This window comes from Streptomyces sp. NPDC060002 (assembly GCF_042737245.1).
Classification (GTDB): Bacteria; Actinomycetota; Actinomycetes; order Streptomycetales; family Streptomycetaceae; genus Streptomyces.
On sequence record NZ_JBHWUW010000001.1, the window covers coordinates 491727 to 513586 of the forward strand.

A 21860-nucleotide genomic window follows, 5' to 3' on the forward strand; every position below is an offset into this window, starting at 1 on the left:
ATGCCTTCCGGGTCCGAGCACTGCGGTCGGTGTCCCGGGCCGGTGACCTGTCTGCCGCGGTCGGCCCGTTCACCCCTTGACTGCCCCGGAGGTCAGTCCGGCGACGATCCGCCGCTGGAAGAACAGGACGAAAACGATGATCGGGATGGTGATGACCACAGCGGCGGCGGCGATCGACCCTGTGGGCTGCTGGAACTGGGAGCTCCCGGTGAAGAACGCGATCGCGGCCGGCACTGTGCGCGCGGACTCGGTGGAAGTCAGCGAGATCGCGAACAGGAAGTCGTTCCAGCAGAAGATGAACACGAGAATGGCCGTGGTGAACACGCCCGGCGCGGCCAGCGGCACGATCACCATCCGGAAGGCCTGCGCGGGGGTCGCCCCGTCGACCTTGGCGGCCTTCTCCAGATCCCAGGGGATCTCCCGGAAGAAGGCCGACAGCGTGTAGATCGCGAGCGGCAGGGAGAAGGTCATGTACGGGATGATCAGCCCGACCCAGGTGTCGAAGATCCCGATGATCCGCTCGATGTTGAACAGCGGTGACACCAGGGAGATCGGCGGGAACATGGCGATCAGCAGTGACATGCCGATGAGCACCCGCTTGCCGGGGAAGCGCAGCCTGGCCACCGCGTAGGCGGCCATGGTGCCCAGCACCACCGCGATCACCGTGGCGATCAGGGCGATACCGATCGAGTTGATCAGCGCGCGGGTGAACTCGGCGGTCTCGAAGATGCCCTGGTAGTTCTCCCAGGTCCAGTCCGTGGGGATGTAGTTGCCGTCCGTCAGGGTGGTGGGGTCCTTGAACGACAGCGCGGCGATCCACCACACCGGGAACAGGGCGTACAGCACCACCACCACGTTGATGACACCCCACCGGGCGGCGTGCGTCTTACCTACCTCGGCCATCAGCGCTTCACCTCCGCGCCGGGTGCGGCGGTGCCGAACAGTTTGACGAAGGTGAAGGCGATGATCCCGACGCAGATGAAGATCAGGACCGAGATCGCCGACCCGATGCCCAGGTTCAGCGCGGTGAACAGGTTGTCGTACCCGAGGATCGACAGAGAGCCGGTCCCCTGGGCGCCCGCGGTCAGGATGTAGATGTTGTCGAAGATCCGGAACGCGTCCAGTGTGCGGAAGAGCAGTGCCACCAGGACGGCCGGTTTCATCAGCGGCAGCATGATCTTGGTGAAGCGCTGCCAGGCGGTGGCACCGTCCACCATGGCCGCCTTCAGGGTCTCCTCGGGGACCAGTGCGAGGCCCGCGAGCAGCAGCAGGGCCATGAACGGCGTCGTCTTCCACACCTCGGCGAGGATGATCAGCCAGAGGGCGGGCCACTGCTCGGTCAGCGGGGCCTCTCCGCTGGGCAGCAACGCGGCGAGGTATCCGAGCTCAGGGGTCCAGGCGTACTGCCAGGAGAAGGCGGCGACCACGGTGACGATCCCGTACGGGATGAGGACCGAGGTGCGGACGACGCCGCGCCAGAAGATCGTGCGGTGCATCACCAGGGCGAGCCCCATTCCGAGGACCAGCTCGATCGCCACCGACACGGCGGTGATGAACAGGGTGACCCAGAAGGCGTCCCACCAGAACGGGGAGGACAGCACCGCCCCGTAGTTGCTCAGGCCCACGAACTCCGCCCGTCCGGGAAAGCGCAGGTCGTACCGCTGAAGGGACAGGTAGACGGCGTACCCGATGGGGTAGGCGGTCACGGCGATCATGACGACGACCGCGGGCGCACAGAGCAGCCAGCCGAGCCGCCGCTCCTGCCTGGCGCCCGCCGAGCGTGCCGCCCGGTCCGGCCCCGCCTGCTCCGTCTTCGCCCCGGGGGGCGGCGGGGTTCCGGCCGGTTGCGCCCGCGTGCTCATCTCGGGCCGCCCGAGGACGAGGCCCGCGCGCTGCGGCGCCGGGCGACGAAGTGGTGCGGGAGGTGGTGGTTCACGGGATCACACCCTCGGATCGCAGGGCATCGTCGATCTGCTCCCCGATGGTGTCGACCGAGCTCTCCGGTTTGATCCCGGACGGCGGAGACAGCGTGTGGGAGACCGCGATCGACACGTTCTGGTAGACCGGAGTCACCGGTCGCACACTCGCCGACTCCAGAGCGGCCAGCACTTCCCCGGAGAAGGGGTACTCCTTCGTGAACGCGGGCTCGTCGTACAGGGCGCGCAGGGTGGGCGGCAGACCGCCCTCGAGCGCGGCGGTGAGCTGGTTCTCCCGGTTGCGCAGGCACAGCGCCGCCTCGAAGGCCAGGTCGGGATGGCGCGAGTAGGCGCTCACCGCCAGATCGATGCCGCCGATGGTGGGCCGTGCCGGACGATTCGCGTCGACCCGAGGGTACGGCGCCCAGCGGAAGTTCTTGAACAGCTCGGGGTTGTTCGCCTTCATCGACGGATAGACGAACGGGTAGTTGAGTTCGAACGCCGCCGTCCCCGACTCCATGGCGAGCCGGTTCTGGTCCTCCATCTGGTTGGGCAGGGAGGGGTCCGCGGCCGGGGACCTCGCCAGATCACGCATGATCCCCGCGGCCCGCACGGCAGGAGGACCGAGGGAGGGCTCGGTCGCGCTCGCGTTGAGGATGGAACCGCCCGCACTGTTGATCAGCGTGTTGAACCAGACGGTCAGGCCCTCGTACTGGGCGCCCTGGATCTCCACGAAGTGCGGTTTGCCCTGCCGGGCGAGGGCGCCGGCCATGCCCAGCATCTCGGCCCAGGTTTTGGGTGGGGTGGGCACCAGGTCCTTGCGGTACCACAGGAGCTGGGTGTTGGTGTTGTACGGGACGGCGTACAGCTTGCCTTTCCAGGTCGAGGTCCGCAGCGGTACGCGCAGGGTGCCCTCTACGGCCTGCCGCCTCGCCGTCCCCGTCCATTCCCGGATCCAGCGTGCCTCGGCGAACTCCGCGGCCCAGGTGACGTCCAGGCCCAGGATGTCGAGCGAGTCGTCCTCAGCGGCGAGTCTGCGGACAAGCTGCTGGCGCTGGCCGTCCGCGGCACGCGGGAGCTTGTTGTAGCTGATCCTGTAGCGGCCGCCCGACGCGTGGCTGCACCGGTCGGCCGCCTTCTGGAGCGCACCGGAGTCGTCGGGGAAGTTGTACCAGTTGACGGTGGGCCTACCGGAGCCCTCGTCACTGCCGCAGGCGGCGAGCACCGACGCCAGCAACGGCAGTACGGCGAACGCCCGCAGCCATCGCGTCCCCCTGGGGCGTCCCTTCTGACCCGCAACGGGCCGGCAGCCGCACCTCGCGTGCACGCGCTCCACACCTCGCTTCCGGACGGTGGCACGGGACTCGGACCTCGCAGCGTTTCTCTCCCGGCGAAGACTAAAGACCACATAAGGCATGATCAAGCACATATCGCATCAAATCACCCAGACCGGCCCAGCGGGACCTGTCCGGTCGATCAGGTGCGGAGCCGGATGACGAGGGCTCGAGCGACTGGGGACACCAGGCCGCCGTCTTCGACGCCGGCATCGGGTCGGTCGCCATCGCCGAGGCGACGCCGGCCGTCAGCCTCGACGACAACCCCGTCCGGTACGGCAAGCCGTGACTCGCCTCGTCGCCGGGCGCGCCCGACCGGCTCGTCACCGCGGACAGCCAGGGCGCGCCGGGCATGCGCGGGTACGGCGCAGGCTCCGGCACGCTGCAGGAGACCGCCTACAGCGACGCCGTCGCCGATGTCGAGGACATGACAGTGACGCCGGACGGCAGCAGGGTGATCACCGCGAACGGCTCCCACTACCACCACCAGCGGTGGCGCCTGTCGGACCTGACGGAGGAGGCCCAGTACGGCACCGGCCCCTACCCCAGCTCCGTCGCCGGCGACTCACACGGCACGGTCGCCGCGGGGATCGTGGCGGGAGGGGTGTGGGACGTCTACGTCCACCGCCCGGGAGAGACCGCCGCGTACCGCACGGTCGCGTTGTCGCCGCCACCCTGGGCGGAGGAGCGGGTGCCCGGCCGCCGGTACGACACACCGCACCGGTTGTCGGCCGGCGGCTCCCAGGACTCCGGCCGGAGCGAACCCGCCGCGCGAGCGGCCCAGGCCCTCGCCTCCAGCACCACCAAGGTGCGCTACAGAACCGCCCCATAGCACTTGGTCCCCATCTGGTCCCCAAGTAATGACGAAGAGGCCACTTCCGGCCAACCGGAAATGACCTCCGACCTGCTACTCGCAAGTCGGGACGACAGGATTTGAACCTGCGACCCCTTGACCCCCAGTCAAGTGCGCTACCAAGCTGCGCCACGTCCCGGTGCGCTTCGCACGGCGTTCGCCGTGCGATCACGCGAACAGCACTTTACCCCACGCCGGGCGGTGCGCCGTAGAGGGCCCGGACGCGGGACAATCGCCGTATGGACCGTTTGGACAGCGCAGGAGGTACGAGCGGCGGCCGGCCCACCGGTCCCCGGGACCGGGACGGCGAGGGGCGGGCGCGCAACGCCCGGCCGCGGGACGGACTCGGCCGGCCCCTGCCGTACGGCACGCCCGGTGTGGAGCGGCAGCCCGAAGGGGTCGTCCGCACCCCGGAGGCGACCGTCGCCGAGGCGCAGACCCTGCTGGACGCCGGGAAGCCGTTCCACGCGCACGAGGTCTTCGAGGACGCCTGGAAGTCGGGCCCCGACTCGGAGCGCGCCCTGTGGCGCGGGCTCGCGCAGCTCTCGGTGGGCCTGACGCACGCCGCCCGGGGCAACCTCACGGGCGGGGCTCGGCTGCTGCGGCGCGGTGCCGGGGCGCTGCGGGAGTGGGCGGCCGGCGCGGGGCAGGACCGGCCGCACGGAATGGATCTCGCCGGTCTGGCCCGCTGGGCGCGGGAGTTGGCGGACACCGTGGAGCGGACCGGCGCCGCCGTGGACGCGAGGAGCCGGGCGCCCCGGCTGCGCTGACCCGGCCCGGTCACTGTCGGTGGCGTACGGCAGACTCGTGGCGTGCGAAAGATTCATGTCATCGGTATCGGCGCGGGCGACCCCGAGCAGCTGACCCTCCAGGCGGTCCGGGCGCTGCGGAGCACGGACGTGTTCTTCGTCCTGGACAAGGGCGAGGTGAAGAGCGACCTGACGCGGTTGCGCCACGACATGCTCGACGCGCACCTGCCGCACGGTGCGTACCGGGTGGTCGAGGCCCGGGACCCGGAGCGGGACCGCGGGGCCGGGGGCGCGTCCTACTCCCCCGCCGTCGGCGACTGGCGCAGTGCCCGTGCCGAGATCTACGAGCGGCTGATCACCGAGGAACTCGGCGAGGACCAGAGCGGCGCGTTCCTGGTCTGGGGCGACCCGGCGCTCTACGACAGCACGCTGGGCATCCTCCAGGAGGTTCTGGCCCGGGGCGCGGTGGCCTTCGAGTACGACGTCGTCCCCGGGATCAGCAGCGTCTCGGCGCTCGTCGCCCGGCACCGCACCGGCCTGAACCGGGTGGCGCGTCCGGTGCAGATCACGACGGGCCGGCGGCTCGCCGAGGGCTTCCCGGAGGGGGTGGACGACGTGGTGGTGATGCTGGACGCCCACCAGACCTTCCGGCAGTACGCCGAGGAGGACGTCGACATCTACTGGGGCGCCTACATAGGGACCCCGGACGAGATCCTCGTCTCCGGCCCGATCGCGGAGGCCGGCCCCCGCATCGAGCGGCTGCGCGCCGAGGCGCGCGAACGCAAGGGCTGGATCATGGACACCTATCTGCTGCGCCGCAACCCGGGGCACCGGTAGCCTCCCCCGGGCGGTCACGTCCCCGCGTGCGCGCGGGGGGTGACAGCGCCCTGAGGACCGGCTGCCCGGGCAGTACAGCTAGCGCAGCAGCAGTTGGAGGCCGCCCACCACGGTCGCCGCGATCACGAGTCGCTCGAAGAGCCGCTGGTTGATGCGGGGCACGGCCCACTTGCCGAGCAGCGCGCCGGGGACGACGAACGCGACGAGCGCCGCGTCCAGGAGAAGTGATTCGCCGTCGATGAGTCCGAGGCTCGCGCTGAACGGCACCTTCGAGACGTTGACGATCAGGAAGAAGAACGCGGAGGTGCCGAGGAAGCCGAGTTTGCGGAAGCCGGCCGAGAGCAGGTACAGCGACATCACCGGACCGCCGGCGTTGGCGACCATGGTGGTGAAGCCGCCGAGGACGCCGTAGGAGCGGGCCTTGACGCGGCCGGCCCGGGTGACCACGGCGTCGGGTTCGCCGCCCGCGTCGGCCGTGCGGCGCCGCCACATCGTGACGCCCGCCATCAGCAGCAGGATCGCGCCGATCGAGGTGCGCACCATCCCGTCGTCGGCCCACACCAGGAACACCGTCCCGAAGACCACGCCGGCCGCGACCGCCGGGAACAGCCGCCACAGCGTGGGCCAGTGGGCGTGCCGCCGGTAGGTGAGGACGGCGAGGACGTCGCCGGCGATCAGGATCGGCAGCAGGACGCCCGTGGAGGCTCGGGCGGGCAGGATCGCCGCGAAGATCGCGAGACTGACCGTGTTGGCCCCGCTGACGGCCGTCTTGGAGAAGCCGACGAGCAGGGCCGCGAGGGCCAGCGCCACGAACTCCCAGCCGGTGATGTGCCACAGGTTCATCGTGTTCATGCGGAGACCGATGCTACGCACACCTACCGGACGGCCAGAAGGCCGTCTCGCCTGGTGGCCGTTCCCGCCCGGTGACCTCTCACCCGGTGGCCCAGGCCGACGCCGTCAGAGCGTCTCAGTGCCTCTCCACCAGTACCGCGCTCCCCTGTCCGACGCCCACGCACATCGTGGCCAGCCCGCGCTCCGCCCCCGTGCGGCGCATGCGGTGCAGGAGGGTGGTGAGGATGCGGGCGCCCGAGCAGCCGAGCGGGTGGCCGAGGGCGATCGCCCCGCCGCTGGTGTTGACCAGGCCGGGGTCGATGCCGAGCTGGTCGACGCAGGCGAGTACCTGGGCGGCGAACGCCTCGTTGAACTCGGCCGCCTGGACGTCGTCGACGCTCCAGTCGGCCCGGGCCAGCGCCTTGCGGGTGGCGGGGACCGGTCCGATGCCCATCACGTCGGGGTGGACCCCGGCGGAGGCGCCGGCGACATAGCGGCCCAGGGACTCCAGGCCCAGCTCGTTGAGCGCCTCCTCGCTGACGAGGAGGAGTCCGGCGGCGCCGTCGTTCATGGGTGAGGCGTTGCCCGCGGTGACCGTGCCGCCCTCGCGGAACACGGGCTTCAGCTTCGCGAGCTTCTCCGGCGAGGTGTCCTCGCGGATGCCCTCGTCGGCGTCGACGACCACGCCGTCCGGGCGCCGTACGGGCAGGAGTTCGTCGTCGAAGTGGCCGTCCTCGCGGGCCAGCGCCGCCAGCCGGTGGCTGCGCAGGGCGAACTCGTCCTGGCGTTCGCGCGTGATGCCGTACCGCGCGGCGACCTCCTCGGCGGTCTCTCCCATGGCGAGCAGGCCGTGCAGGTCCTTCATGGCGGGGTTGACCAGGCGCCAGCCGAGCCGGGTGTCGACGGTCTCGACCCGGTGCGGGAGTGCCTCGTCGGGGCGGGCCAGGACGAAGGGGGCGCGGCTCATCGACTCGGAGCCGCCGGCCAGCACGATGTCGGCCTCGCCCGCGGCGATCGTGCGGGCCGCGGTCGTGACGGCCTCGAGCCCGGAGGCGCACAGCCGGTTCACCGTGGCGCCGGGCACGGTCTCGGGGAGGCCGGCGAGCAGGGCGGCCATCCGGGCGACGTTGCGGTTGTCCTCGCCCGCCTGGTTGGCGGCGCCCCAGTAGACGTCGTCGATACGGGCCGGGTCGAGCGCGGGCACCTCGGCGACCAGGCCGCGGATGACGGTCGCGGCGAGATCGTCGGGCCGGACGCAGGACAGGGCTCCGCGCAGTCTGCCGACGGGGGTGCGGCGGGCGGCCGCGAAGTGGACGGGGCGCACGTCAGGACTCCTTTATTAGCACTGCTAGTTTTTTGACTGTAGACCCCGCTCCGACCCCCTGGGAAGATCCCCGGAAGCCTCACCGGCCTTCACCGACGCAGTTGGAGGAGCGATGACCGGACACGTCCTCACCGGGACCCGCGGCACGATCGCCGTGCGCGAGTGGTCCCCTCCGCGGCCCCGCCGGCTCGCCCTCGTGGTGCACGGCTACGGCGAGCACGCCGGCCGCTACGGGGAACTCGCCGGCGTGCTGACCGGGCACGGCGCGGCCGTCTTCGCCCCGGATCACATGGGTCACGGAAGGTCGGCGGGCGAGCGCGTGGTGATCGAGGACTTCGAGGACGTCGTCACCGATGTGCACGCCGTGGCGCGGCTCGCCCGGACCGCCCACCCGGACCTCCCCCTGATCGTGATCGGGCACTCCATGGGCGGCCTGATCGCGGCCCGGTACGCCCAGCGGTACGGCGACACGCTCGCCGCGCTCGTGCTGTCCGGCCCGGTGATCGGCGACTGGGAGCTGCCCGGGCGGCTGCTGGCGCACGAGGAGATCCCCGACCTCCCCGTCTCGCCCGCCGCCCTCTCCCGCGACCCCGCGGTGGGCGCGGCCTACGCGGCGGACGAGCTGGTATGGCACGGGCCGATGAAGCGGCCGACGCTGGAGGCGTTCGCACGGACCCTGCGGACCGTGGCCGAGGACGGCGACGTCGGCCCGCTGCCCCTGCTGTGGCTGCACGGGGACGAGGACCGGCTGGTCCCACTGCCCGGCAGCCGGACCGGCGTCGAGCGGCTGAGCGGCGGTGCGCCGACCGAGCGGATCTACCCGGGAGCCCGTCACGAGGTCTTCAACGAGACGAACCGCGCCGAGGTGTTCGCGGACGTGACGCGTTTCCTGGACGGTGTGCCCGCTCGCTGAGACGGAACGGAGATGCGGCTGTTTGCGGTGGTGTGACCGGGGCACCCGCGCCTTCATGGAGTGGTTGCGCAGTGCCGCCTGTGTGGGCGAGGACCCCGAGTTGTTCTTCCCCGTGGGCACGAGCGGACCCGCCCTGCGCGACGTCGCGGCGGCCAAGCGCGTCTGCGCCCGCTGCACGGTGTGCGCCGAGTGTCTGTCCTACGCGTTCGCGATCGGACGGACGTCGGGCGTGTGGGGCGGGACCGGCGAGGAGGAACGCGCGGAACTGCTCCGTACCGCCAGAAACGACGCGACGACGAGGAGCACCGCATGACTGTCGTGAAGAGCCCGCTGCCCGAACCGGCCCGCCAGGTCACCTTCGACGCGTTGCAGACCACCCTCGTGGATCTCCTGGGCCTCTCCCTGATCGGGAAGCAGGCGCACTGGAACATCGTCGGGCCCCGGTTCCGCTCGATCCACCTCCAGCTCGACGAGGTGGTCTCGACGGCCCGTTCGTACTCCGACACGGTCGCCGAGCGGGCGGCTGCCCTGGGCCTGCCGCCCGACGGCCGCCCGGAGACGATCGCCTCGGCGTTCACCCTGCCGTCCCCGAAGGACGGCTGGCTGCGCGACGAGGACGTCGTCCAGCTGATCGCGGACACCCTGGGGGCGGCCATCGGACGGCTGCGGGAGCGGATCACGGCGACCGAGGAAGCGGATCCGGTCACCCAGGACCTGCTGATCGGCATCACCGCCGAGCTGGAGAAGCAGCGGTGGATGTTCGAGGCGGAGAACTGGCCGCGCGAGCACTGACCACGAAAGGAGCGAGGGGCACGTCATGACCGACGCACTCGAACTCGACGCGCTGTGGGAGGACTTCCACCGCGTCGTGAACATGACCTCGCAGGAACTGGCCGCCTGGCTGCGGGTGCGCGACGCCGACGAGAACGCCGAGCCCCTGCCCGAGGAGGCGGGGACCCCCACCGGGCAGCATGTGCTGGCGATCCTCCAGAAGCGGCGCACGGACCTGACCGACGACGACGTCCGCGTGATGTACCGGGTCGTGGACACGGTCACCGCGCAGGCGGACCTGGAGAACGAACCCCGGGCCGAGGACACCCGCGGACGCCATCGCCTGATGACGATCGGCCACGATCCGCTCAAGCCCTGAGGCCCCGCGCGGGCCGCCCGAGCCTCAGCCGCCTCAGCCGGTGAGCCGGGAGAGCGCCGCCGACACCAGCGTGCGCACTCCCGGCACCAGCACGGACAGGTCCGGCGCGAACAACGGGCTGTGGTTTCCCGGCACTCCCTCGAATTTCTCCCGCAACTCCTCCCCCGGCGCCGCCTCCCACACGGGCGCCGGGGTCGAGGTCACGTACCAGTAGTCGTACGGCACGCCCGCCGGGGCGAGCAGGGAGAAGTCCTCGCTGCCCAGCGCCTGCCCGAAGTCGAACACCGTGTGCTCGCCGAAGAGTTCACGGTGTACGGCGGCGATCTCCCCGTCCAGCGCGGCGTCGTTGACGGTGTTCGGGCAGCCGGGGCGGACCGTGACCTCGGGCGGGACCGGGCAGCCCGCGGCGGCGCACTCCCCCTCGACGACCCGCCGGATCGCGGCGAGGACCCGCTCCCGCACCCGGACGTCCTGGGTGCGCACGTTCAGCGCGAGCCGGGCCTCGGCGGGGATGATGTTGGCAGTCGTACCGGTGTGGAAACTGCCCACCGTCAGCACCACCGACTCGCTCGCCGCGATTTCGCGCGCGACCACGGTCTGGAGCCTGGTCACGATGTACGCGGACGTCACGACCGGGTCGACCGTCGACTCGGGCCGTGAACCGTGCCCGCCCACACCGTGCACGACGACGTCGACGTCGTCCGAGGCCGACAGCGTCAGGCCGGGCGTGTGCGGGTAGAACCCGGCGAGCCCGGGCGCCGCATGCTGGCCGAACAGCGCGTCCGGGCGCGGGAAGCGGGCGTGGATCCCGTCGGCGACCATCGCCGCCGCGCCGCCCCCGGCCTCCTCCGCGGGCTGCCCGACCACGACGAGCGTCCCGGACCAGGCCTCACGGGCGTCGGCGAGCGCCTCGGCGGCCGCGGCCAGCCAGGTGACGTGCAGATCGTGACCGCAGGCATGCATCAGCCCGTCGACGGTCGAGGCGTACGGCAGCCCGGTCGCCTCCCGCACGGGCAGCGCGTCCATGTCACCGCGCAGCCACACCACCGGCCCGTCGCCGTTCGCGAGCACCCCGACGACGCCGGTGCGGGCCACCCCCTCCGTCACCTCGTACCCGGCCGCGCGCAGCCGCAGGGCCAGCTTCGCGGCGGTGCGGTGTTCCTGGAAGGACAGCTCGGGGTGGCGGTGCAGGTCCTGGTAGAAGCCCGCCAGCCGGCCGGGTTCGAGTCCCGAGGTGATCTCGCGGGTCAGGCGGGCGACAACGGCCGGTTCGGTCATACAGCGCAGCCTAGGAGAGGCGTCCCGCCGGCCGCAGCCGACGAGCGCGATCGGCCGGACTTCACCGTCCGGAGCGCCGGGGCGGCGGAGGCAGAGGTCCGTCAGAGGTCCAGCAGACGCGCGACGGTGCGCAGGACCCCGTTGTCGTTGTTGGAGGGCGCGAGGTGGCGGGCCCGGCGGACGACCTCCGGGTGGGCGTTGGCCATGGCGAACGACCAGTCGGCGGCGTCCAGCATCTCCAGGTCGTTGAGATAGTCGCCGAACACCATGGTCTGCGCGGGCGTGATGCCCAGCTCCCGCTGGAGGGCGCGCAGCGCCGCGCCCTTGTTGGCGGTGCGGTTCATCACGTCGACCCAGTGCTCACCGGAGACGACGACCTGGTGGGTCCGCGCGAAGGGCGCGAGCGCCGGGGCGGTGGTCCGCTCGGCGGACCCGAAGTCGAAGAGGGCGACCTTGATGATGTCGTCGTCGACGGCGGTGACGTCCTCGACGACCCGGTGCCGCAGGTAGTACCGGCCCACCTCGGCCAGGAACGCCTCGTCGGCCCGCTCGACGTAGGCGGACCGCTTCCCGCAGACGACGGCGCCCACGTCGACGCCGTCGGACGTGAGCCCCCGCACGGCCTCCATCACCCGCGCGACCACGCCCGGCGCCAGCGGATCGGAGCTCAGCTCCTCCCCGTCGCGCACCACATAGGTGCCGTTCTCCGCTATGAACACCATGCCGTCGGCGACCTCGGCGAACTCCGCGGCCAGGGTGGCGTACTGGCGCCCGCTGGCCGGGGTGAACAGCACCCCGCGCTCCCGCAGCCGCGCCAGCGTCTCCCACAGGCCCTCGGGCACCTTCTTGTCGTCGTCGAGCAGTGTGCCGTCCATGTCGGTGACGACCAGCCGGATGTCGACGGGACCCGCCGGGGACGCGGACGCGGCAGGGCGGGGGGCGTGCGAGTAGGGCATGGCCTGCTTCCTGTACGGGATCACCGGATTTTCACCCTACCGGGGACAACGGTGATCATCCGGCGGCACAATGGCGGGCAAAGGCCCGTGACGCGGGCCGGACGTGAGCGAGAGGGCGGTCAGGTGAGCGGGTCGGCACGGCTGAACACCGGCGTGGCGCACAACGCGCGGGTGTGGAACTACTGGATCGGCGGCAAGGACAACTACGAGGTCGACCAGCGGGTCGGCGAGCATGTCGCCGGGATGTTCCCGCTCATCCGGGAGATCGCGCGCGCGGACCGCTGGTTCCTGGGGCAGGCCGTGCGGTTCCTCACCGAGGAGCGCGGGGTGCGGCAGTTCCTCGACATCGGCACCGGACTGCCGACGGCCGACAACACCCACGAGATCGCGCAGCGCATCGCGCCCGAGTCGCGGATCGTGTACGTCGACAACGACCCCATCGTGCTGGCGCACGCCCGTACGCTGCTGACCGGCACCGCCGCCGGCGTCACCGACTACATCGACGCCGACGTGCACGACCCGGCCCAGATCCTCGAACGCGCGGCGGGCACCCTGGACTTCACCCGCCCGGTCGCGGTGATGATGCTGGGCATCCTGAACTTCGTCCTGGACTTCGAGGCGGCCCGGGACATCGTCCGCAAGGTCATGGCCGACGTCCCCTCCGGCAGCTTCCTGGTCCTGACGCACCCCACCCACGACAGCGAGGTGGGCGGCGAGGGCCAGATCCCGGCGATGAGGTTCTGGAACGAGAACGCCACCCCGCCGATCACTTCACGCGGCGGCGCGGAGATCGCCGCGTTCTTCGAGGGCCTGGAACTGCTGGAGCCGGGCCTGGTGTCCTGCTCGCGCTGGCGCGGCGAGGCCGACTCCCTCGCGGTGGTGCCGCAGTACGGCGCGGTGGCCGTGAAACCCTGACGGACGTACGGCACGCAACGGACGTACCGACCGTGGAGGACGTATGACGACCCTTGCCGATCCCGTCCCCGGTGGGCGTCCCGGAGAGGTCGAGCGGGCCGACGCGCTCGGCGGCGAGCTGTCGGCGAGAGGCGTGCACGGGATCGTCCTGGCCTACGTCGACACGGCGGGCATCGGCCGGGTGAAGACGATCCCCACGGCCGGGCTGGCCTCGGCGGCGGCCTGGGGCGTCGGGATGTCACCGGTGTTCGACACGTTCCTGGCGAACGACCACATCGTCGCGACCGACGTTCTGGGCTCCCCGGACGGCGACCTGCGCCTCTACCCGGACCTCGACCGGCTCGTGGCCCTGGCCGGACAGCCCGGCTGGGCCTGGGCGCCGGTCGACCGCGTCACCCAGGACGGCGAACGGCACCCCGGCTGCTCCCGCACCTTTCTGCGCCGTATCGTCGCGGACGCGGCCCACCAGCACGGTGTCGCGTTCAAGGCGGCCATCGAGATCGAGTGGTCGGTCGGCCTGGACTCGGCGCCCGAGGGGGAGTTCGTCCCGGCGGCCACGGGACCGGCGTACGGCGCGACCCGGCAGGTCGAACTGAGCGAGTACACCGCCGACCTGCTGGCCGCGTGCGCCGCGCAGGGCGTGGACGTCGACCAGGTCCATCCCGAGTACGCGCCCGGCCAGTTCGAGATCTCCGTGGGCGCGCTCGACCCGGTGGCGGCGGCCGACCGCAGCGTCCTCGTCCGCCAGACGATCCGCGCGCTGGCCCGGCGCCACGGCCTGCGGGTGTCCTTCTCCCCCGCCGTCGTGGCGGAAGGAGTCGGCAACGGCGGGCACGTCCATCTCTCCGCCTGGCGGGACGGCACGAACCTGCACACGGGCGGAGTACGGCGGCACGGCATGACGGCCGACGCCGAGGCGTTCGCGGCCGGAGTGCTGGCCCGGCTCCCGGCCCTCACGGCGGTGACCGCGCCCAGCCCGGCGAGCCGGCTGCGCCTCAAGCCGTCGCAGTGGGCCGGGGTGTTCACCGCCTGGGGCCTGGAGACCCGCGAGTGCGCGCTGCGCCTGGTGCGCGGTACGGCGGGCCGGCGCGCGGAGCAGGCGAATCTGGAGGTCAAGCCGGTCGACCTGGCCGCCAACCCTTACCTCGCCCTCGGCTGCCTGATCGCCGCCGGGCTGGCCGGGCTCGCCTCGGGCGCCGTCCTGCCCGAGGAGACGACCGGGGACCCGGCCCGGCTCGGCGCCGGGGAGGCCGCGGCCCGGGGCGTGCGCCGGCTGCCGACCTCGCTCGCCGGGGCCCTCGCCGAGTTCCGCGTGGACGAGGTGCTGCGGACCGCGCTCGGCCCGGTCCTCGCCGACGCGGTGAGCGCCGTACGGCAGGGCGAGATCGACGCCGTCGACGGGCTCGACGACGAGCGGGTGGCCGCGGCCTACCGCTGGAAGTACTGACATGACCGGCGGACCGGTCCATGAGGCGCTCGACGAGCTGGAGCTGGTGGACCACCACTGTCACGGGGTCGTCGTCGACCCGCTGGACCGGCCGGGCTTCGAGGCGCTGCTCACCGAGGGCGACCGGTGGCCCGGCGTCTCGGCCTTCGACACGCCCGCCGGGGTGGCCGTACGCCGCCACTGCGCGCCGCTGCTCGACCTGGAGCGGCACGCCCCGGCCGACGTCTACCTGGCCCGGCGCGCCGAACTCGGCCCGCGGGAGGTGAACCGGCGGTTCCTCACCGCCGCCCGGACCGGCGTCTTCTGCGTCGACACCGGGTTCGCCCCGCACCGCGTCACCACGCCCGCCGAGCTGGCCGGGGCGGCCGGAGCCGGCGGACCGGCCCTCGCCCGCGAGGTCGTCCGGCTGGAGTCCGTCGCGGAGGCCGTGGCCGGACGGGGTGTCGAGGCCGACGGGTACGCCGACGCGTTCCGGGCGGCCGCCCTGGACGCGGTACGGCGGCCGGGCGTGGTGGCGGTCAAGTCGGTGGCCGCCTACCGGACCGGCTTCGACCTCGACCCGGCCCGGCCCCCGGACGCCGACGTCACCCGGGCCGCGCGGCGCTGGCTGGCGGGCGGCGGACGGCTGGCGGACCCGGTGCTGGTCCGGCACCTGCTGTGGACGGCCGTCGACCTGGGGCTCCCGCTCCAGCTGCACACCGGCTTCGGCGACAACGACATCCGGCTGCACCGGGTGGACCCGAGCCACCTCACGGACTGGCTGCACCTGACGGCGGGCACGATCCCGGTACTGCTCCTGCACTGCTGGCCCTACCAGCGGCAGGCCGCCTACCTGGCCGCGGTGTTCGAGCAGGTCTACCTGGATGTGGGGCTCACCCTGCATCATGTGGGTCCGCCACGAGCGCGGGCGGTCCTGGAGGAGGCGCTGGAGATCACACCGTTCCACAAACTGCTGTACAGCTCGGACGCCTATGGTGTGGCGGAGTTCTACGGGCTCGGCGCGCTGGCGTTCCGCAGGGGACTGGGGGATCTGCTCCAGGACCGGGTGGACGCCGACGAACTGGGCCTGCCCGACGCGCTGCGCCTGGCACGCTGGGCCGGAGCCGACAACGCCCGCCGGGTCTACCGGCTTCCCGACGGACACTGAAAGTATGATCAAGCAATGTCTGACTTGACCGAAACCACGCCGGGTTGGCTGACCTCCGACGAGCTCGAGATGGCACGCGCCCGTATGCCGATCCTGTACGTCGAGGCCGTGCCCGTGCGCGTCGACGACAGCGGCGAAGTCACCAGCGTCGGCCTGCTGCTGCGGATGGGGCCGGACGGCAATGTCAACCGGGCCCTGGTCTCCGGCCGGGTCCTGCACCACGAGCGTGTCCGCGACGCCCTGCTGCGCCACCTGGAGAAGGACCTCGGCCCGGTGGCGCTGCCCCGGGTACCGACCTCGCTCCAGCCGTTCACGGTGGCCGAGTACTTCCCTACGCAGGGCGTCACCCCTTACCACGACCCCCGTCAGCACGCGGTCTCGCTGGCCTACATCGTGCCGGTGACCGGCGACTGCCGTCCCCGCCAGGACGCGCTGGACCTGGTGTGGTTCAGCCCGCAGGAGGCCGCGTCGCTCGCGGTGCAGAGCGAGATGCCGGGCGGGCACGGGTTCCTGCTGCGGCAGGCCCTGGCCCACGTCGGCCTCTCGGCCTCCTGAGCGTGATACCCGCGCCGGCCGGCCGTCGCGCCCTGGTCGGCGCCGCCCGCAGCCGTCCCTGCACACTCGTGGTGTGCAGGGGCTGCTGCTGCGGCGACGCCGGCAAACACCCCGGCTACGACCACGACTGGCAGCTGGAGCGGCTGCGGGCGGCCGCCGCCGACTCCGCCGGCGCCTTCGAGGTCCGTACGACGGACTGCCTCGGCCCCTGCGACCAGGCCAACGTGATCGTCGTCCAGCCCTCGGCCGACGGACGCCGGGCCGGCGGCCGGGCCACCTGGGTCGGCTTCGCCATGGACGACGACTGCACGGACGAGATCCTGACCTGGGCGACGGCCGGCGGCCCGGGAATCGCGGCGCCACCGGTCACCCTGGAGCTCCAGTTCATCAGCCCACCGCGAGCGAAGCGGGTACGCGGCCGCAGGTGACTCTGTGCACCCCAACCGCCCCTGCGACCCGGGCGGTTGGGGCTCTCGGAGCTTGCTGCGGCGGGCCTCGCCGGTGTCGCGGGGTGGGCGGCCGACGCCGTGTGTGCGGCCGCGCTGGGCGGCGGCACCCTGTCGGCCGCGACCGCCCTGACGGCCGGCTCCCTCACTCTCGTCCTGGTCTATCTCGGTCTCGCCCGGCTGACGAAGGTCGACGAGCTGCGGGGGCTGCCGGGGCTGCGGTGACCGCGGGTTCGCCCGCCTCGGCGAGCAGGGCGGCCAGGGTGGCGCGGGCGCGGGCCACCCGCGAGCGGACGGTGCCGACCGGGCAGTCGCTCACCTCGGCCGCCTCCGCGTAGGGCAGCCCCAGCAGTTGGGTCAGCACGAACGCCTCCCGCCGGTCCTTTGGCAGCGTGGCCAGCAGATCCAGCAGGACGACACCGTCGTCGAAGCCGGGCAGGCCGCGCGGCTGGGCCAGTTCGACGGCCGTCTGCCAGTCGGCCCGGTCCGACAGGCGCGGCCGGACGGCGGCGGACCGGAAGCTGTCCATCACCGCCCGGCGCGCGATGGACAGCAGCCACGCCCGCGCCGAGGAACGTCCCTCGAACCGGTGCAGTCCGCTCAGCGCCCGCAGGAACGTGTCCTGCGCGAGATCGTCCGCCGCCTGCGGGTCGGCGCTCAGATGGGCCACGTACCGGACCACGTCGTGGTGCAGGGCGCGCACGAATCCCTCGACGGCCGCCGCGTCCCCGCCCCGCGCGGCGAGCGCCAGCGCGGTGGTCGACTCGTCGGCCGGTGCCGCCTTGCCGGCCCGCTTCGCGCGTCCCGCGCCGTGCGGTGTCCGGTGCCTCTCGGCCTTGGCGGTGTCGTGGAGCCTGCGGTGCTTGTCGGCCTTGCCGTGCCCTGCGGTCATGGCGCCTCATCCTGACAGCGGGGCCGCTGGGCGTCACTCGGGGTTGGGCGAATCCACAGGTAGTCCGGCCGACTCACAGCAGAGACAGCACGGACAGCACGGACGCGCCACCGCACGCCACCGTGTCTCAGTGCCTCTCACGGTGGGGAAAACGATGAAGGCCGCTTCCACGCTTTCGTGGAAACGACCTTCCGACCTGCGATGAAGCTGGTCGGGACGACAGGATTTGAACCTGCGACCCCTTGACCCCCAGTCAAGTGCGCTACCAAGCTGCGCCACGTCCCGTTGCCCGTCTGACCTGGGGTTTCCCCTGGCCGAACACGCATGGAAACCATACCGCACTCGGGTCGATGGTCGCGCACCCGTTTCCCGCGCCCCGGCCGCCGGGCACCGTCATTCCCTCGAGGTCGCCCCCAGTTCCGGGTACGCGTCCAGCAGTCGCGTCGGGGCCGCCTGCCGCCACGAGTCGGCGAGGATGTCCCGCAGCTCGGCCTCGTCCTCCAGCGCGGCGAGGCGGGCCCGCACCCAGGCGAACTGGGCCTCGTGGCCGGCGATCCAGAACTTCCCGGGCTCGGCGAGCACCAGTTCGTCGCGCTCCTCCTTGGGGCAGCGCACGGCGAGGGAGGTCTCTTCCTCGGGCAGGGTGGCGAACATCTTCCCCGCGACCCGGAAGGTGGGCATGTTCCAGGAGATCTTCTCCGTGGTGTCCGGCAGGGACAGGGCGATACGGCGTACGTCTTCGGCGTCCGGCATGCTCCGCACCGTAGCCGCTGCCACTGACAGTCACTCGACGGCGACCTGCTTGTAGTACAGGGTGGTCGGGCGCAGGACCCCGGCCGGGCTCGCCGCGTAGTCCGGGATCGCCCCGGCCCTGGTCCACCCGGCGGAGCGGTAGAGGTGTTCGGCGGGGCTGTCGGTCTCGGTGTCCAGGTGCAGCAGGCTGACACCGGCCGCGACGGCGCTCTCCTCGGCGGCGGTCAGGAGGGTGCGGCCGAGTCCCTTCCCGCGGGCGTCCCGGTGGACGATCAGCTTGACGAGCTCGGCGCGGTGGCGGCTGTTGGGCTTGTCGGGGAAGGCCAGGCCGACGGTGCCGACGACACGGTCCCCGTCCTGCGCCGTCCAGACCGCGAGCCGGCCGGCGGCCACGCCCGCCGCGCGTTCCTCCCACCAGGCTTCGGCCGCCGCCCGGCCGAGCGGCGCGAGGAAGCCGAGCGAGGCGCCGTCGTCCACCGCGCCGATCAGCAGGCCGGCCAACTCCGCCGCGCGGGCGCGCAGTCGGGGGGCGTCGAGCCGGGTCACGGTCATGGCAGCACCACCGCGAGGACGTACCGCACATCCTCGTCGCCCGCGCACCGGAACCGGGTCGGGCCCCACACCCGCAGGCGCAGGCAGTCCCCGGCGCCGAGGTGGTGCCCGGTGTCCTCGGCCGTCACCTCGAGGGCGCCCTCCAGCACCCAGATGTGCTGTTCCAGGCCCGCCACGGGCGGCCGGTCGTAGGCGATGTCGGCGCCCACGGCCAGCCGGCCCTCGACCAGTTCGCCGCGCAGCGCGGGGTGCGGCGGCGACACGGAGCGCCGGACGAAGCCGGAGGCCCGGTCCTCCCAGACGGGCTGCTCGTCGGCGCGCAGTACCGGCGCGGGCTCCGCCTCCACCTCGCTGAGCAGCCGGGACATGGTCTTCCCGTAGACATGGCAGAGACGGTTGAGCAGCGCGGCGGTCGCACTGGTCTCCGCCCGCTCGGCCCGCGAGAGGGTGGACCGGCTCACCCCGCTGCGGTCCGCCAACTCCCCCAGGGACCAACCGCGTTCGGCCCGCAACTCGGCCAGCCGCCCGGCGATCCGCACATCGACGGGATCCGGCGATCCGACCGTCTCCGCTCCGCCTGTCTCGTCGTGTCTCATATCCGGGAAGTTATCCCGGATATGAGACAGCGCTGTTACGGAAGGCTCACAGGGCTCACACCCGGGCGGCCTCGCCGAGCGCCTCCAGCACCGGCCGGATCAGCGGATGGCCCTCCGCTCCCCGGCGGACGGCCGCGAAGACCCTCCGGGTCGGCGCCACCCCGTCGACCGGCCGTACGACCACCCCCGTGAGGTCCATGCCGCGCAGCGCCGAACGCGGGACGAGCGCCACTCCCGCGTCGGCCGAGGCCAGTGCGACGACCGCGCGGAAGTCGTCCGAGGAGTGCTCCAGACGGGGCTGGAAGCCGGCGGTCTCGCAGGCCAGGACGACCACGTCATGGCAGGGGTTGCCCGGGTAGGGGCCGATCCACGGGTCCTTGGCCAGTTCGGCGAGCGGCACCTCGGGGGCGTCGGCGAGACGGTGGCTGACCGGGACGACCGCGTCGAAGGGCTCGGCGTAGAGCGGGACGTGCGCGAGCCTCGGGTCGTCGGCGGCCGGGGCCCCGCGGTACTCGACGGCCACCGCGACGTCGACCTGCCGGTCGAGCACCATCGGCAGGCTGGCGTCGCCCTCGGCGTCCTGGACGCGGATCCGGATCCCCGGGGCGGTGCCGGCCAGCCGGGCCACCGCGGGCGCCACGACCAGGGCGATCCCCGTCGCGAAGGCGGCGACGGTGACCGTGCCGGCCGCTCCGGAGCTGTAGGCGGCCAGCTCCGCCTCGGCCCGCTCCAGCTGGGCGAGGACGGCGTTGGTGTGGGCGAGCAGGATCTCGCCGGCCGGGGTGAGCCGTACGCCCTTGGCGCCGCGCTCGACCAGCCGGTGGCCGGTCTCCTGCTCCAGGGCCGTCAGCTGCTGGGAGACGGCGGACGGGGTGAGATACAGCGCGGCGGCAGCCGCGGTCACCGTGCGGTGGTCGGCCACCGCACGGAGGATGTGGAGCCGCCGCGCTTCGATCATGGATCGATTATCGCAATATGTCCGAGCCGCCCGGACCGCCTCCGGCCCGGACCGCCTGCCGGACCGGACCGCCTGCCGGGGCCCGGATCTCCTGCCGGACCGGGCCTCCCCGACAGGACCGCTTCCGGCGCCCGGACCGCTTGGGGCGCCGGGCCGCTTCGTGCCGGGAGCGCTTCCGGCTCGCGGCTTCCAGCTCGGAATGCTCAGGCCGCTTCCGGCTCAGGCCGCTTCCGGCTCAGGCCGCTTCCGGCTCAGGCGGCTTCCAGCTCGGCCCGCGCCGCGATGAAGGCGTCGACCGCGCGGTTGACGTCGTCCGTGGAGTGCGCGGCGGACAGCTGGACCCGGATCCGGGCCCGGTCCTGCGGGACGACCGGGTAGGAGAAGCCGATCACGTACACCCCGCGCTCCAGCAGCAGTTCGGCCAGCCGGGCCGCCTTCGCCGCGTCGCCGATCATCACGGGCGCGATGGCGTGGTCGCCGGGCAGGATGTCGAAGCCCTCGTCGGTCATCCGGCGGCGGAACAGCGCGGTGTTCTCGGCGAGCCGCACCCGCAGGTCGTCGGCCGACTCCAGCAGGTCGAGCACCTTCAGCGAGGCGGCGGCGATGACCGGGGCGAGGGTGTTGGAGAAGAGGTACGGGCGGGAGCGCTGGCGGAGCAGGGCGACGATCTCCGCCCGGGCGGCCACATAGCCGCCCGACGCGCCGCCCAGCGCCTTGCCCAGGGTGCCGGTGATGATGTCGACCCGGTCCATCACCCCGTGCAGCTCGGGCGTGCCGCGGCCGCCGGGGCCGACGAAGCCGACCGCGTGCGAGTCGTCGACCATGACCATGGCGTCGTAGCGCTCGGCGAGGTCGCAGATCTCGGCGAGGGGCGCCACATAGCCGTCCATGGAGAAGACGCCGTCGGTGACGACCAGCCGGCGCCGCGCGTCGGACGCGTCCTTCAACTGCCGCTCCAGGTCCGCCAGATCACGGTTGGCGTAGCGGAACCGGCGGGCCTTGGACAGCCGGATGCCGTCGATGATCGAGGCATGGTTGAGAGCGTCGGAGATCACCGCGTCCTCGGGGCCGAGAAGCGTCTCGAAGACCCCGCCGTTCGCGTCGAAGCAGGAGGAGTACAGGATCGTGTCCTCCTGGCCGAGGAAGGCCGACAGCCGCGCCTCCAGCTCCTTGTGCACCTCCTGCGTCCCGCAGATGAAGCGCACCGACGCCATGCCGTAGCCCCAGCGGTCGAGGGCCTCGTGGGCGGCGGCGACGACCTCGGGGTGGTCGGCGAGGCCGAGGTAGTTGTTGGCGCAGAAGTTCAGGACCTCGCCGGGCCGGCCGCCCGAGGTCACGGCGACCGTCGCCGACTGCGGGCTGCCGATGACCCGCTCGGGCTTGTGCAGACCGGCGGCGCGGATCTCGTCGAGGGTGGCGCGCAGGTCGTCGCGCACGGAGTCGAACATGGAAGAGCTC

25 protein-coding genes and 2 tRNA genes are annotated in these 21860 nt (G+C 72.5%); 12 read left to right on the forward strand and 15 right to left on the reverse strand.

Going from position 1 to position 21860, the window contains the following annotated elements:
* Positions 1 to 69: 69 nt before the first annotated feature.
* From ACFWBD_RS02240 to ACFWBD_RS02250, 3 genes are all read right to left on the reverse strand, one after another.
* The gene (locus tag ACFWBD_RS02240; protein WP_385661351.1) at positions 70 to 903 is read right to left on the reverse strand and encodes a carbohydrate ABC transporter permease; all 834 of its coding nucleotides are present in this window, start codon (positions 901 to 903) and stop codon (positions 70 to 72) included.
* Positions 903 to 1862, reverse strand: a complete 960-nt coding sequence (locus ACFWBD_RS02245; protein WP_385661353.1) for a carbohydrate ABC transporter permease — start codon at positions 1860 to 1862, stop codon at positions 903 to 905. Before ACFWBD_RS02245 ends, ACFWBD_RS02240 begins: the two co-directional genes overlap by 1 nt.
* A 70-nt stretch (positions 1863 to 1932) precedes the next feature.
* The gene (locus tag ACFWBD_RS02250) at positions 1933 to 3243 is read right to left on the reverse strand and encodes an ABC transporter substrate-binding protein (RefSeq protein WP_385661356.1); all 1311 of its coding nucleotides are present in this window, start codon (positions 3241 to 3243) and stop codon (positions 1933 to 1935) included.
* 359 nt (positions 3244 to 3602) lie between these two features.
* Here ACFWBD_RS02250 and ACFWBD_RS02255 point away from each other — a divergent pair, with 359 nt between their 5' ends.
* On the forward strand, positions 3603 to 4082 hold the full coding sequence (locus ACFWBD_RS02255) for a hypothetical protein (protein WP_385661357.1): 480 nt from the start codon (positions 3603 to 3605) through the stop codon (positions 4080 to 4082).
* Between the two features lie 86 nt (positions 4083 to 4168).
* Here the strand turns inward: ACFWBD_RS02255 and ACFWBD_RS02260 are convergent.
* A tRNA-Pro gene (locus ACFWBD_RS02260) sits at positions 4169 to 4242 on the reverse strand.
* 100 nt (positions 4243 to 4342) lie between these two features.
* On the opposite strand from ACFWBD_RS02260, the gene ACFWBD_RS02265 reads away from it, so the two are divergent.
* On the forward strand, positions 4343 to 4873 hold the full coding sequence (locus ACFWBD_RS02265) for a DUF309 domain-containing protein (protein ID WP_385661358.1): 531 nt from the start codon (positions 4343 to 4345) through the stop codon (positions 4871 to 4873).
* A gap of 42 nt (positions 4874 to 4915) precedes the next feature.
* Positions 4916 to 5689 (forward strand): precorrin-6A synthase (deacetylating), encoded by a 774-nt coding sequence (gene cobF / locus ACFWBD_RS02270; protein WP_385661361.1) that lies wholly within the window; start codon positions 4916 to 4918, stop codon positions 5687 to 5689.
* A gap of 78 nt (positions 5690 to 5767) precedes the next feature.
* On the opposite strand, the gene ACFWBD_RS02275 is transcribed toward cobF, so the two are convergent.
* Positions 5768 to 6541: a sulfite exporter TauE/SafE family protein gene (locus ACFWBD_RS02275; protein ID WP_385661363.1), complete on the reverse strand. Its 774-nt coding sequence runs from the start codon at positions 6539 to 6541 to the stop codon at positions 5768 to 5770.
* A gap of 115 nt (positions 6542 to 6656) precedes the next feature.
* Positions 6657 to 7844 carry a thiolase family protein gene (locus tag ACFWBD_RS02280; protein WP_385661365.1) on the reverse strand — a complete coding sequence of 396 codons (1188 nt, stop codon included), beginning with the start codon at positions 7842 to 7844 and terminating at the stop codon, positions 6657 to 6659.
* A 112-nt stretch (positions 7845 to 7956) separates the two neighbouring features.
* Here ACFWBD_RS02280 and ACFWBD_RS02285 point away from each other — a divergent pair, with 112 nt between their 5' ends.
* Genes ACFWBD_RS02285 through ACFWBD_RS02300 form a run of 4 tightly spaced genes read left to right on the forward strand, consistent with a single transcriptional unit; the run spans position 7957 to position 9907 of the window.
* On the forward strand, positions 7957 to 8757 hold the full coding sequence (locus ACFWBD_RS02285) for an alpha/beta hydrolase (RefSeq protein WP_385661367.1): 801 nt from the start codon (positions 7957 to 7959) through the stop codon (positions 8755 to 8757).
* A 55-nt stretch (positions 8758 to 8812) separates the two neighbouring features.
* The gene (locus tag ACFWBD_RS02290) at positions 8813 to 9070 is read left to right on the forward strand and encodes a WhiB family transcriptional regulator (protein ID WP_385661369.1); all 258 of its coding nucleotides are present in this window, start codon (positions 8813 to 8815) and stop codon (positions 9068 to 9070) included.
* Positions 9067 to 9549, forward strand: coding sequence for a Dps family protein (locus ACFWBD_RS02295; protein ID WP_385661372.1), 483 nt, complete (start codon positions 9067 to 9069; stop codon positions 9547 to 9549). The genes ACFWBD_RS02290 and ACFWBD_RS02295 overlap by 4 nt, the downstream gene beginning before the upstream one ends.
* Positions 9550 to 9574: 25 nt before the next feature.
* A complete protein-coding gene (locus ACFWBD_RS02300; RefSeq protein WP_171400748.1) occupies positions 9575 to 9907 on the forward strand; it encodes a DUF3140 domain-containing protein in 333 nt (110 codons plus the stop codon).
* A 33-nt stretch (positions 9908 to 9940) separates the two neighbouring features.
* Here ACFWBD_RS02300 and ACFWBD_RS02305 read toward each other — a convergent pair whose 3' ends face one another.
* Both ACFWBD_RS02305 and ACFWBD_RS02310 read right to left on the reverse strand, forming a co-directional pair.
* Positions 9941 to 11185: an amidohydrolase gene (locus ACFWBD_RS02305; RefSeq protein ID WP_385661376.1), complete on the reverse strand. Its 1245-nt coding sequence runs from the start codon at positions 11183 to 11185 to the stop codon at positions 9941 to 9943.
* A gap of 101 nt (positions 11186 to 11286) precedes the next feature.
* On the reverse strand, positions 11287 to 12141 hold the full coding sequence (locus ACFWBD_RS02310; protein ID WP_385661379.1) for a Cof-type HAD-IIB family hydrolase: 855 nt from the start codon (positions 12139 to 12141) through the stop codon (positions 11287 to 11289).
* A 123-nt stretch (positions 12142 to 12264) separates the two neighbouring features.
* On the opposite strand from ACFWBD_RS02310, the gene ACFWBD_RS02315 reads away from it, so the two are divergent.
* Genes ACFWBD_RS02315 through ACFWBD_RS02335 form a run of 5 tightly spaced genes read left to right on the forward strand, consistent with a single transcriptional unit; the run spans position 12265 to position 16633 of the window.
* Positions 12265 to 13056, forward strand: coding sequence for an SAM-dependent methyltransferase (locus tag ACFWBD_RS02315; protein WP_385661382.1), 792 nt, complete (start codon positions 12265 to 12267; stop codon positions 13054 to 13056).
* Between the two features lie 43 nt (positions 13057 to 13099).
* Entirely contained in the window at positions 13100 to 14503 is a 1404-nt protein-coding gene (locus tag ACFWBD_RS02320) for a glutamine synthetase (RefSeq protein ID WP_385661384.1), read from the forward strand.
* A 1-nt stretch (position 14504) separates the two neighbouring features.
* Positions 14505 to 15650, forward strand: coding sequence for an amidohydrolase family protein (locus tag ACFWBD_RS02325; protein WP_385661387.1), 1146 nt, complete (start codon positions 14505 to 14507; stop codon positions 15648 to 15650).
* A 15-nt stretch (positions 15651 to 15665) separates the two neighbouring features.
* Positions 15666 to 16205: an NUDIX hydrolase family protein gene (locus tag ACFWBD_RS02330; protein WP_385661389.1), complete on the forward strand. Its 540-nt coding sequence runs from the start codon at positions 15666 to 15668 to the stop codon at positions 16203 to 16205.
* Positions 16206 to 16207: 2 nt separating this feature from the next.
* Complete coding sequence (locus ACFWBD_RS02335; RefSeq protein WP_385661392.1) at positions 16208 to 16633, forward strand: (2Fe-2S) ferredoxin domain-containing protein; 426 nt, start codon at positions 16208 to 16210, stop codon at positions 16631 to 16633.
* Positions 16634 to 16796: 163 nt separating this feature from the next.
* Here the strand turns inward: ACFWBD_RS02335 and ACFWBD_RS02340 are convergent, their stop codons facing one another.
* The 7 genes from ACFWBD_RS02340 to ACFWBD_RS02370 form a co-directional block, all read right to left on the reverse strand.
* Positions 16797 to 17543, reverse strand: coding sequence for a sigma-70 family RNA polymerase sigma factor (locus tag ACFWBD_RS02340; RefSeq protein WP_385661395.1), 747 nt, complete (start codon positions 17541 to 17543; stop codon positions 16797 to 16799).
* 208 nt (positions 17544 to 17751) lie between these two features.
* A tRNA-Pro gene (locus ACFWBD_RS02345) sits at positions 17752 to 17828 on the reverse strand.
* Positions 17829 to 17936: 108 nt separating this feature from the next.
* Positions 17937 to 18296: an MmcQ/YjbR family DNA-binding protein gene (locus tag ACFWBD_RS02350; protein ID WP_385661398.1), complete on the reverse strand. Its 360-nt coding sequence runs from the start codon at positions 18294 to 18296 to the stop codon at positions 17937 to 17939.
* Positions 18297 to 18326: 30 nt separating this feature from the next.
* Positions 18327 to 18848, reverse strand: coding sequence for a GNAT family N-acetyltransferase (locus ACFWBD_RS02355; RefSeq protein ID WP_385661401.1), 522 nt, complete (start codon positions 18846 to 18848; stop codon positions 18327 to 18329).
* Positions 18845 to 19444: a helix-turn-helix domain-containing protein gene (locus ACFWBD_RS02360; RefSeq protein ID WP_385661404.1), complete on the reverse strand. Its 600-nt coding sequence runs from the start codon at positions 19442 to 19444 to the stop codon at positions 18845 to 18847. The genes ACFWBD_RS02355 and ACFWBD_RS02360 overlap by 4 nt, the downstream gene beginning before the upstream one ends.
* A 55-nt stretch (positions 19445 to 19499) precedes the next feature.
* Positions 19500 to 20402, reverse strand: coding sequence for a LysR family transcriptional regulator (locus tag ACFWBD_RS02365; RefSeq protein ID WP_385661407.1), 903 nt, complete (start codon positions 20400 to 20402; stop codon positions 19500 to 19502).
* A gap of 251 nt (positions 20403 to 20653) precedes the next feature.
* A complete protein-coding gene (locus tag ACFWBD_RS02370) occupies positions 20654 to 21850 on the reverse strand; it encodes a glycine C-acetyltransferase (RefSeq protein WP_385661410.1) in 1197 nt (398 codons plus the stop codon).
* Positions 21851 to 21860: the final 10 nt, after the last annotated feature.

Bases quoted from the DNA above. Each gene is read 5' to 3' on its own strand.
- ACFWBD_RS02355 (WP_385661401.1), bottom strand. From the start codon at position 18,848: ATGACCGTGACCCGGCTCGACGCCCCCCGACTGCGCGCCCGCGCGGCG.
- ACFWBD_RS02360 (WP_385661404.1), bottom strand. From the start codon at position 19,444: ATGAGACACGACGAGACAGGCGGAGCGGAGACGGTCGGATCGCCGGAT.
- ACFWBD_RS02365 (WP_385661407.1), bottom strand. From the start codon at position 20,402: ATGATCGAAGCGCGGCGGCTCCACATCCTCCGTGCGGTGGCCGACCAC.
- ACFWBD_RS02300 (WP_171400748.1), top strand. From the start codon at position 9,575: ATGACCGACGCACTCGAACTCGACGCGCTGTGGGAGGACTTCCACCGC.
- ACFWBD_RS02295 (WP_385661372.1), top strand. From the start codon at position 9,067: ATGACTGTCGTGAAGAGCCCGCTGCCCGAACCGGCCCGCCAGGTCACC.
- ACFWBD_RS02325 (WP_385661387.1), top strand. From the start codon at position 14,505: ATGACCGGCGGACCGGTCCATGAGGCGCTCGACGAGCTGGAGCTGGTG.
- ACFWBD_RS02290 (WP_385661369.1), top strand. From the start codon at position 8,813: ATGGAGTGGTTGCGCAGTGCCGCCTGTGTGGGCGAGGACCCCGAGTTG.
- ACFWBD_RS02275 (WP_385661363.1), bottom strand. From the start codon at position 6,541: ATGAACACGATGAACCTGTGGCACATCACCGGCTGGGAGTTCGTGGCG.
- ACFWBD_RS02305 (WP_385661376.1), bottom strand. From the start codon at position 11,185: ATGACCGAACCGGCCGTTGTCGCCCGCCTGACCCGCGAGATCACCTCG.
- ACFWBD_RS02330 (WP_385661389.1), top strand. From the start codon at position 15,666: ATGTCTGACTTGACCGAAACCACGCCGGGTTGGCTGACCTCCGACGAG.
- ACFWBD_RS02265 (WP_385661358.1), top strand. From the start codon at position 4,343: ATGGACCGTTTGGACAGCGCAGGAGGTACGAGCGGCGGCCGGCCCACC.
- ACFWBD_RS02350 (WP_385661398.1), bottom strand. From the start codon at position 18,296: ATGCCGGACGCCGAAGACGTACGCCGTATCGCCCTGTCCCTGCCGGAC.
- ACFWBD_RS02320 (WP_385661384.1), top strand. From the start codon at position 13,100: ATGACGACCCTTGCCGATCCCGTCCCCGGTGGGCGTCCCGGAGAGGTC.
- ACFWBD_RS02370 (WP_385661410.1), bottom strand. From the start codon at position 21,850: ATGTTCGACTCCGTGCGCGACGACCTGCGCGCCACCCTCGACGAGATC.
- ACFWBD_RS02285 (WP_385661367.1), top strand. From the start codon at position 7,957: ATGACCGGACACGTCCTCACCGGGACCCGCGGCACGATCGCCGTGCGC.
- ACFWBD_RS02255 (WP_385661357.1), top strand. From the start codon at position 3,603: ATGCGCGGGTACGGCGCAGGCTCCGGCACGCTGCAGGAGACCGCCTAC.
- ACFWBD_RS02340 (WP_385661395.1), bottom strand. From the start codon at position 17,543: ATGACCGCAGGGCACGGCAAGGCCGACAAGCACCGCAGGCTCCACGAC.
- ACFWBD_RS02310 (WP_385661379.1), bottom strand. From the start codon at position 12,141: ATGCCCTACTCGCACGCCCCCCGCCCTGCCGCGTCCGCGTCCCCGGCG.
- ACFWBD_RS02240 (WP_385661351.1), bottom strand. From the start codon at position 903: ATGGCCGAGGTAGGTAAGACGCACGCCGCCCGGTGGGGTGTCATCAAC.
- ACFWBD_RS02245 (WP_385661353.1), bottom strand. From the start codon at position 1,862: ATGAGCACGCGGGCGCAACCGGCCGGAACCCCGCCGCCCCCCGGGGCG.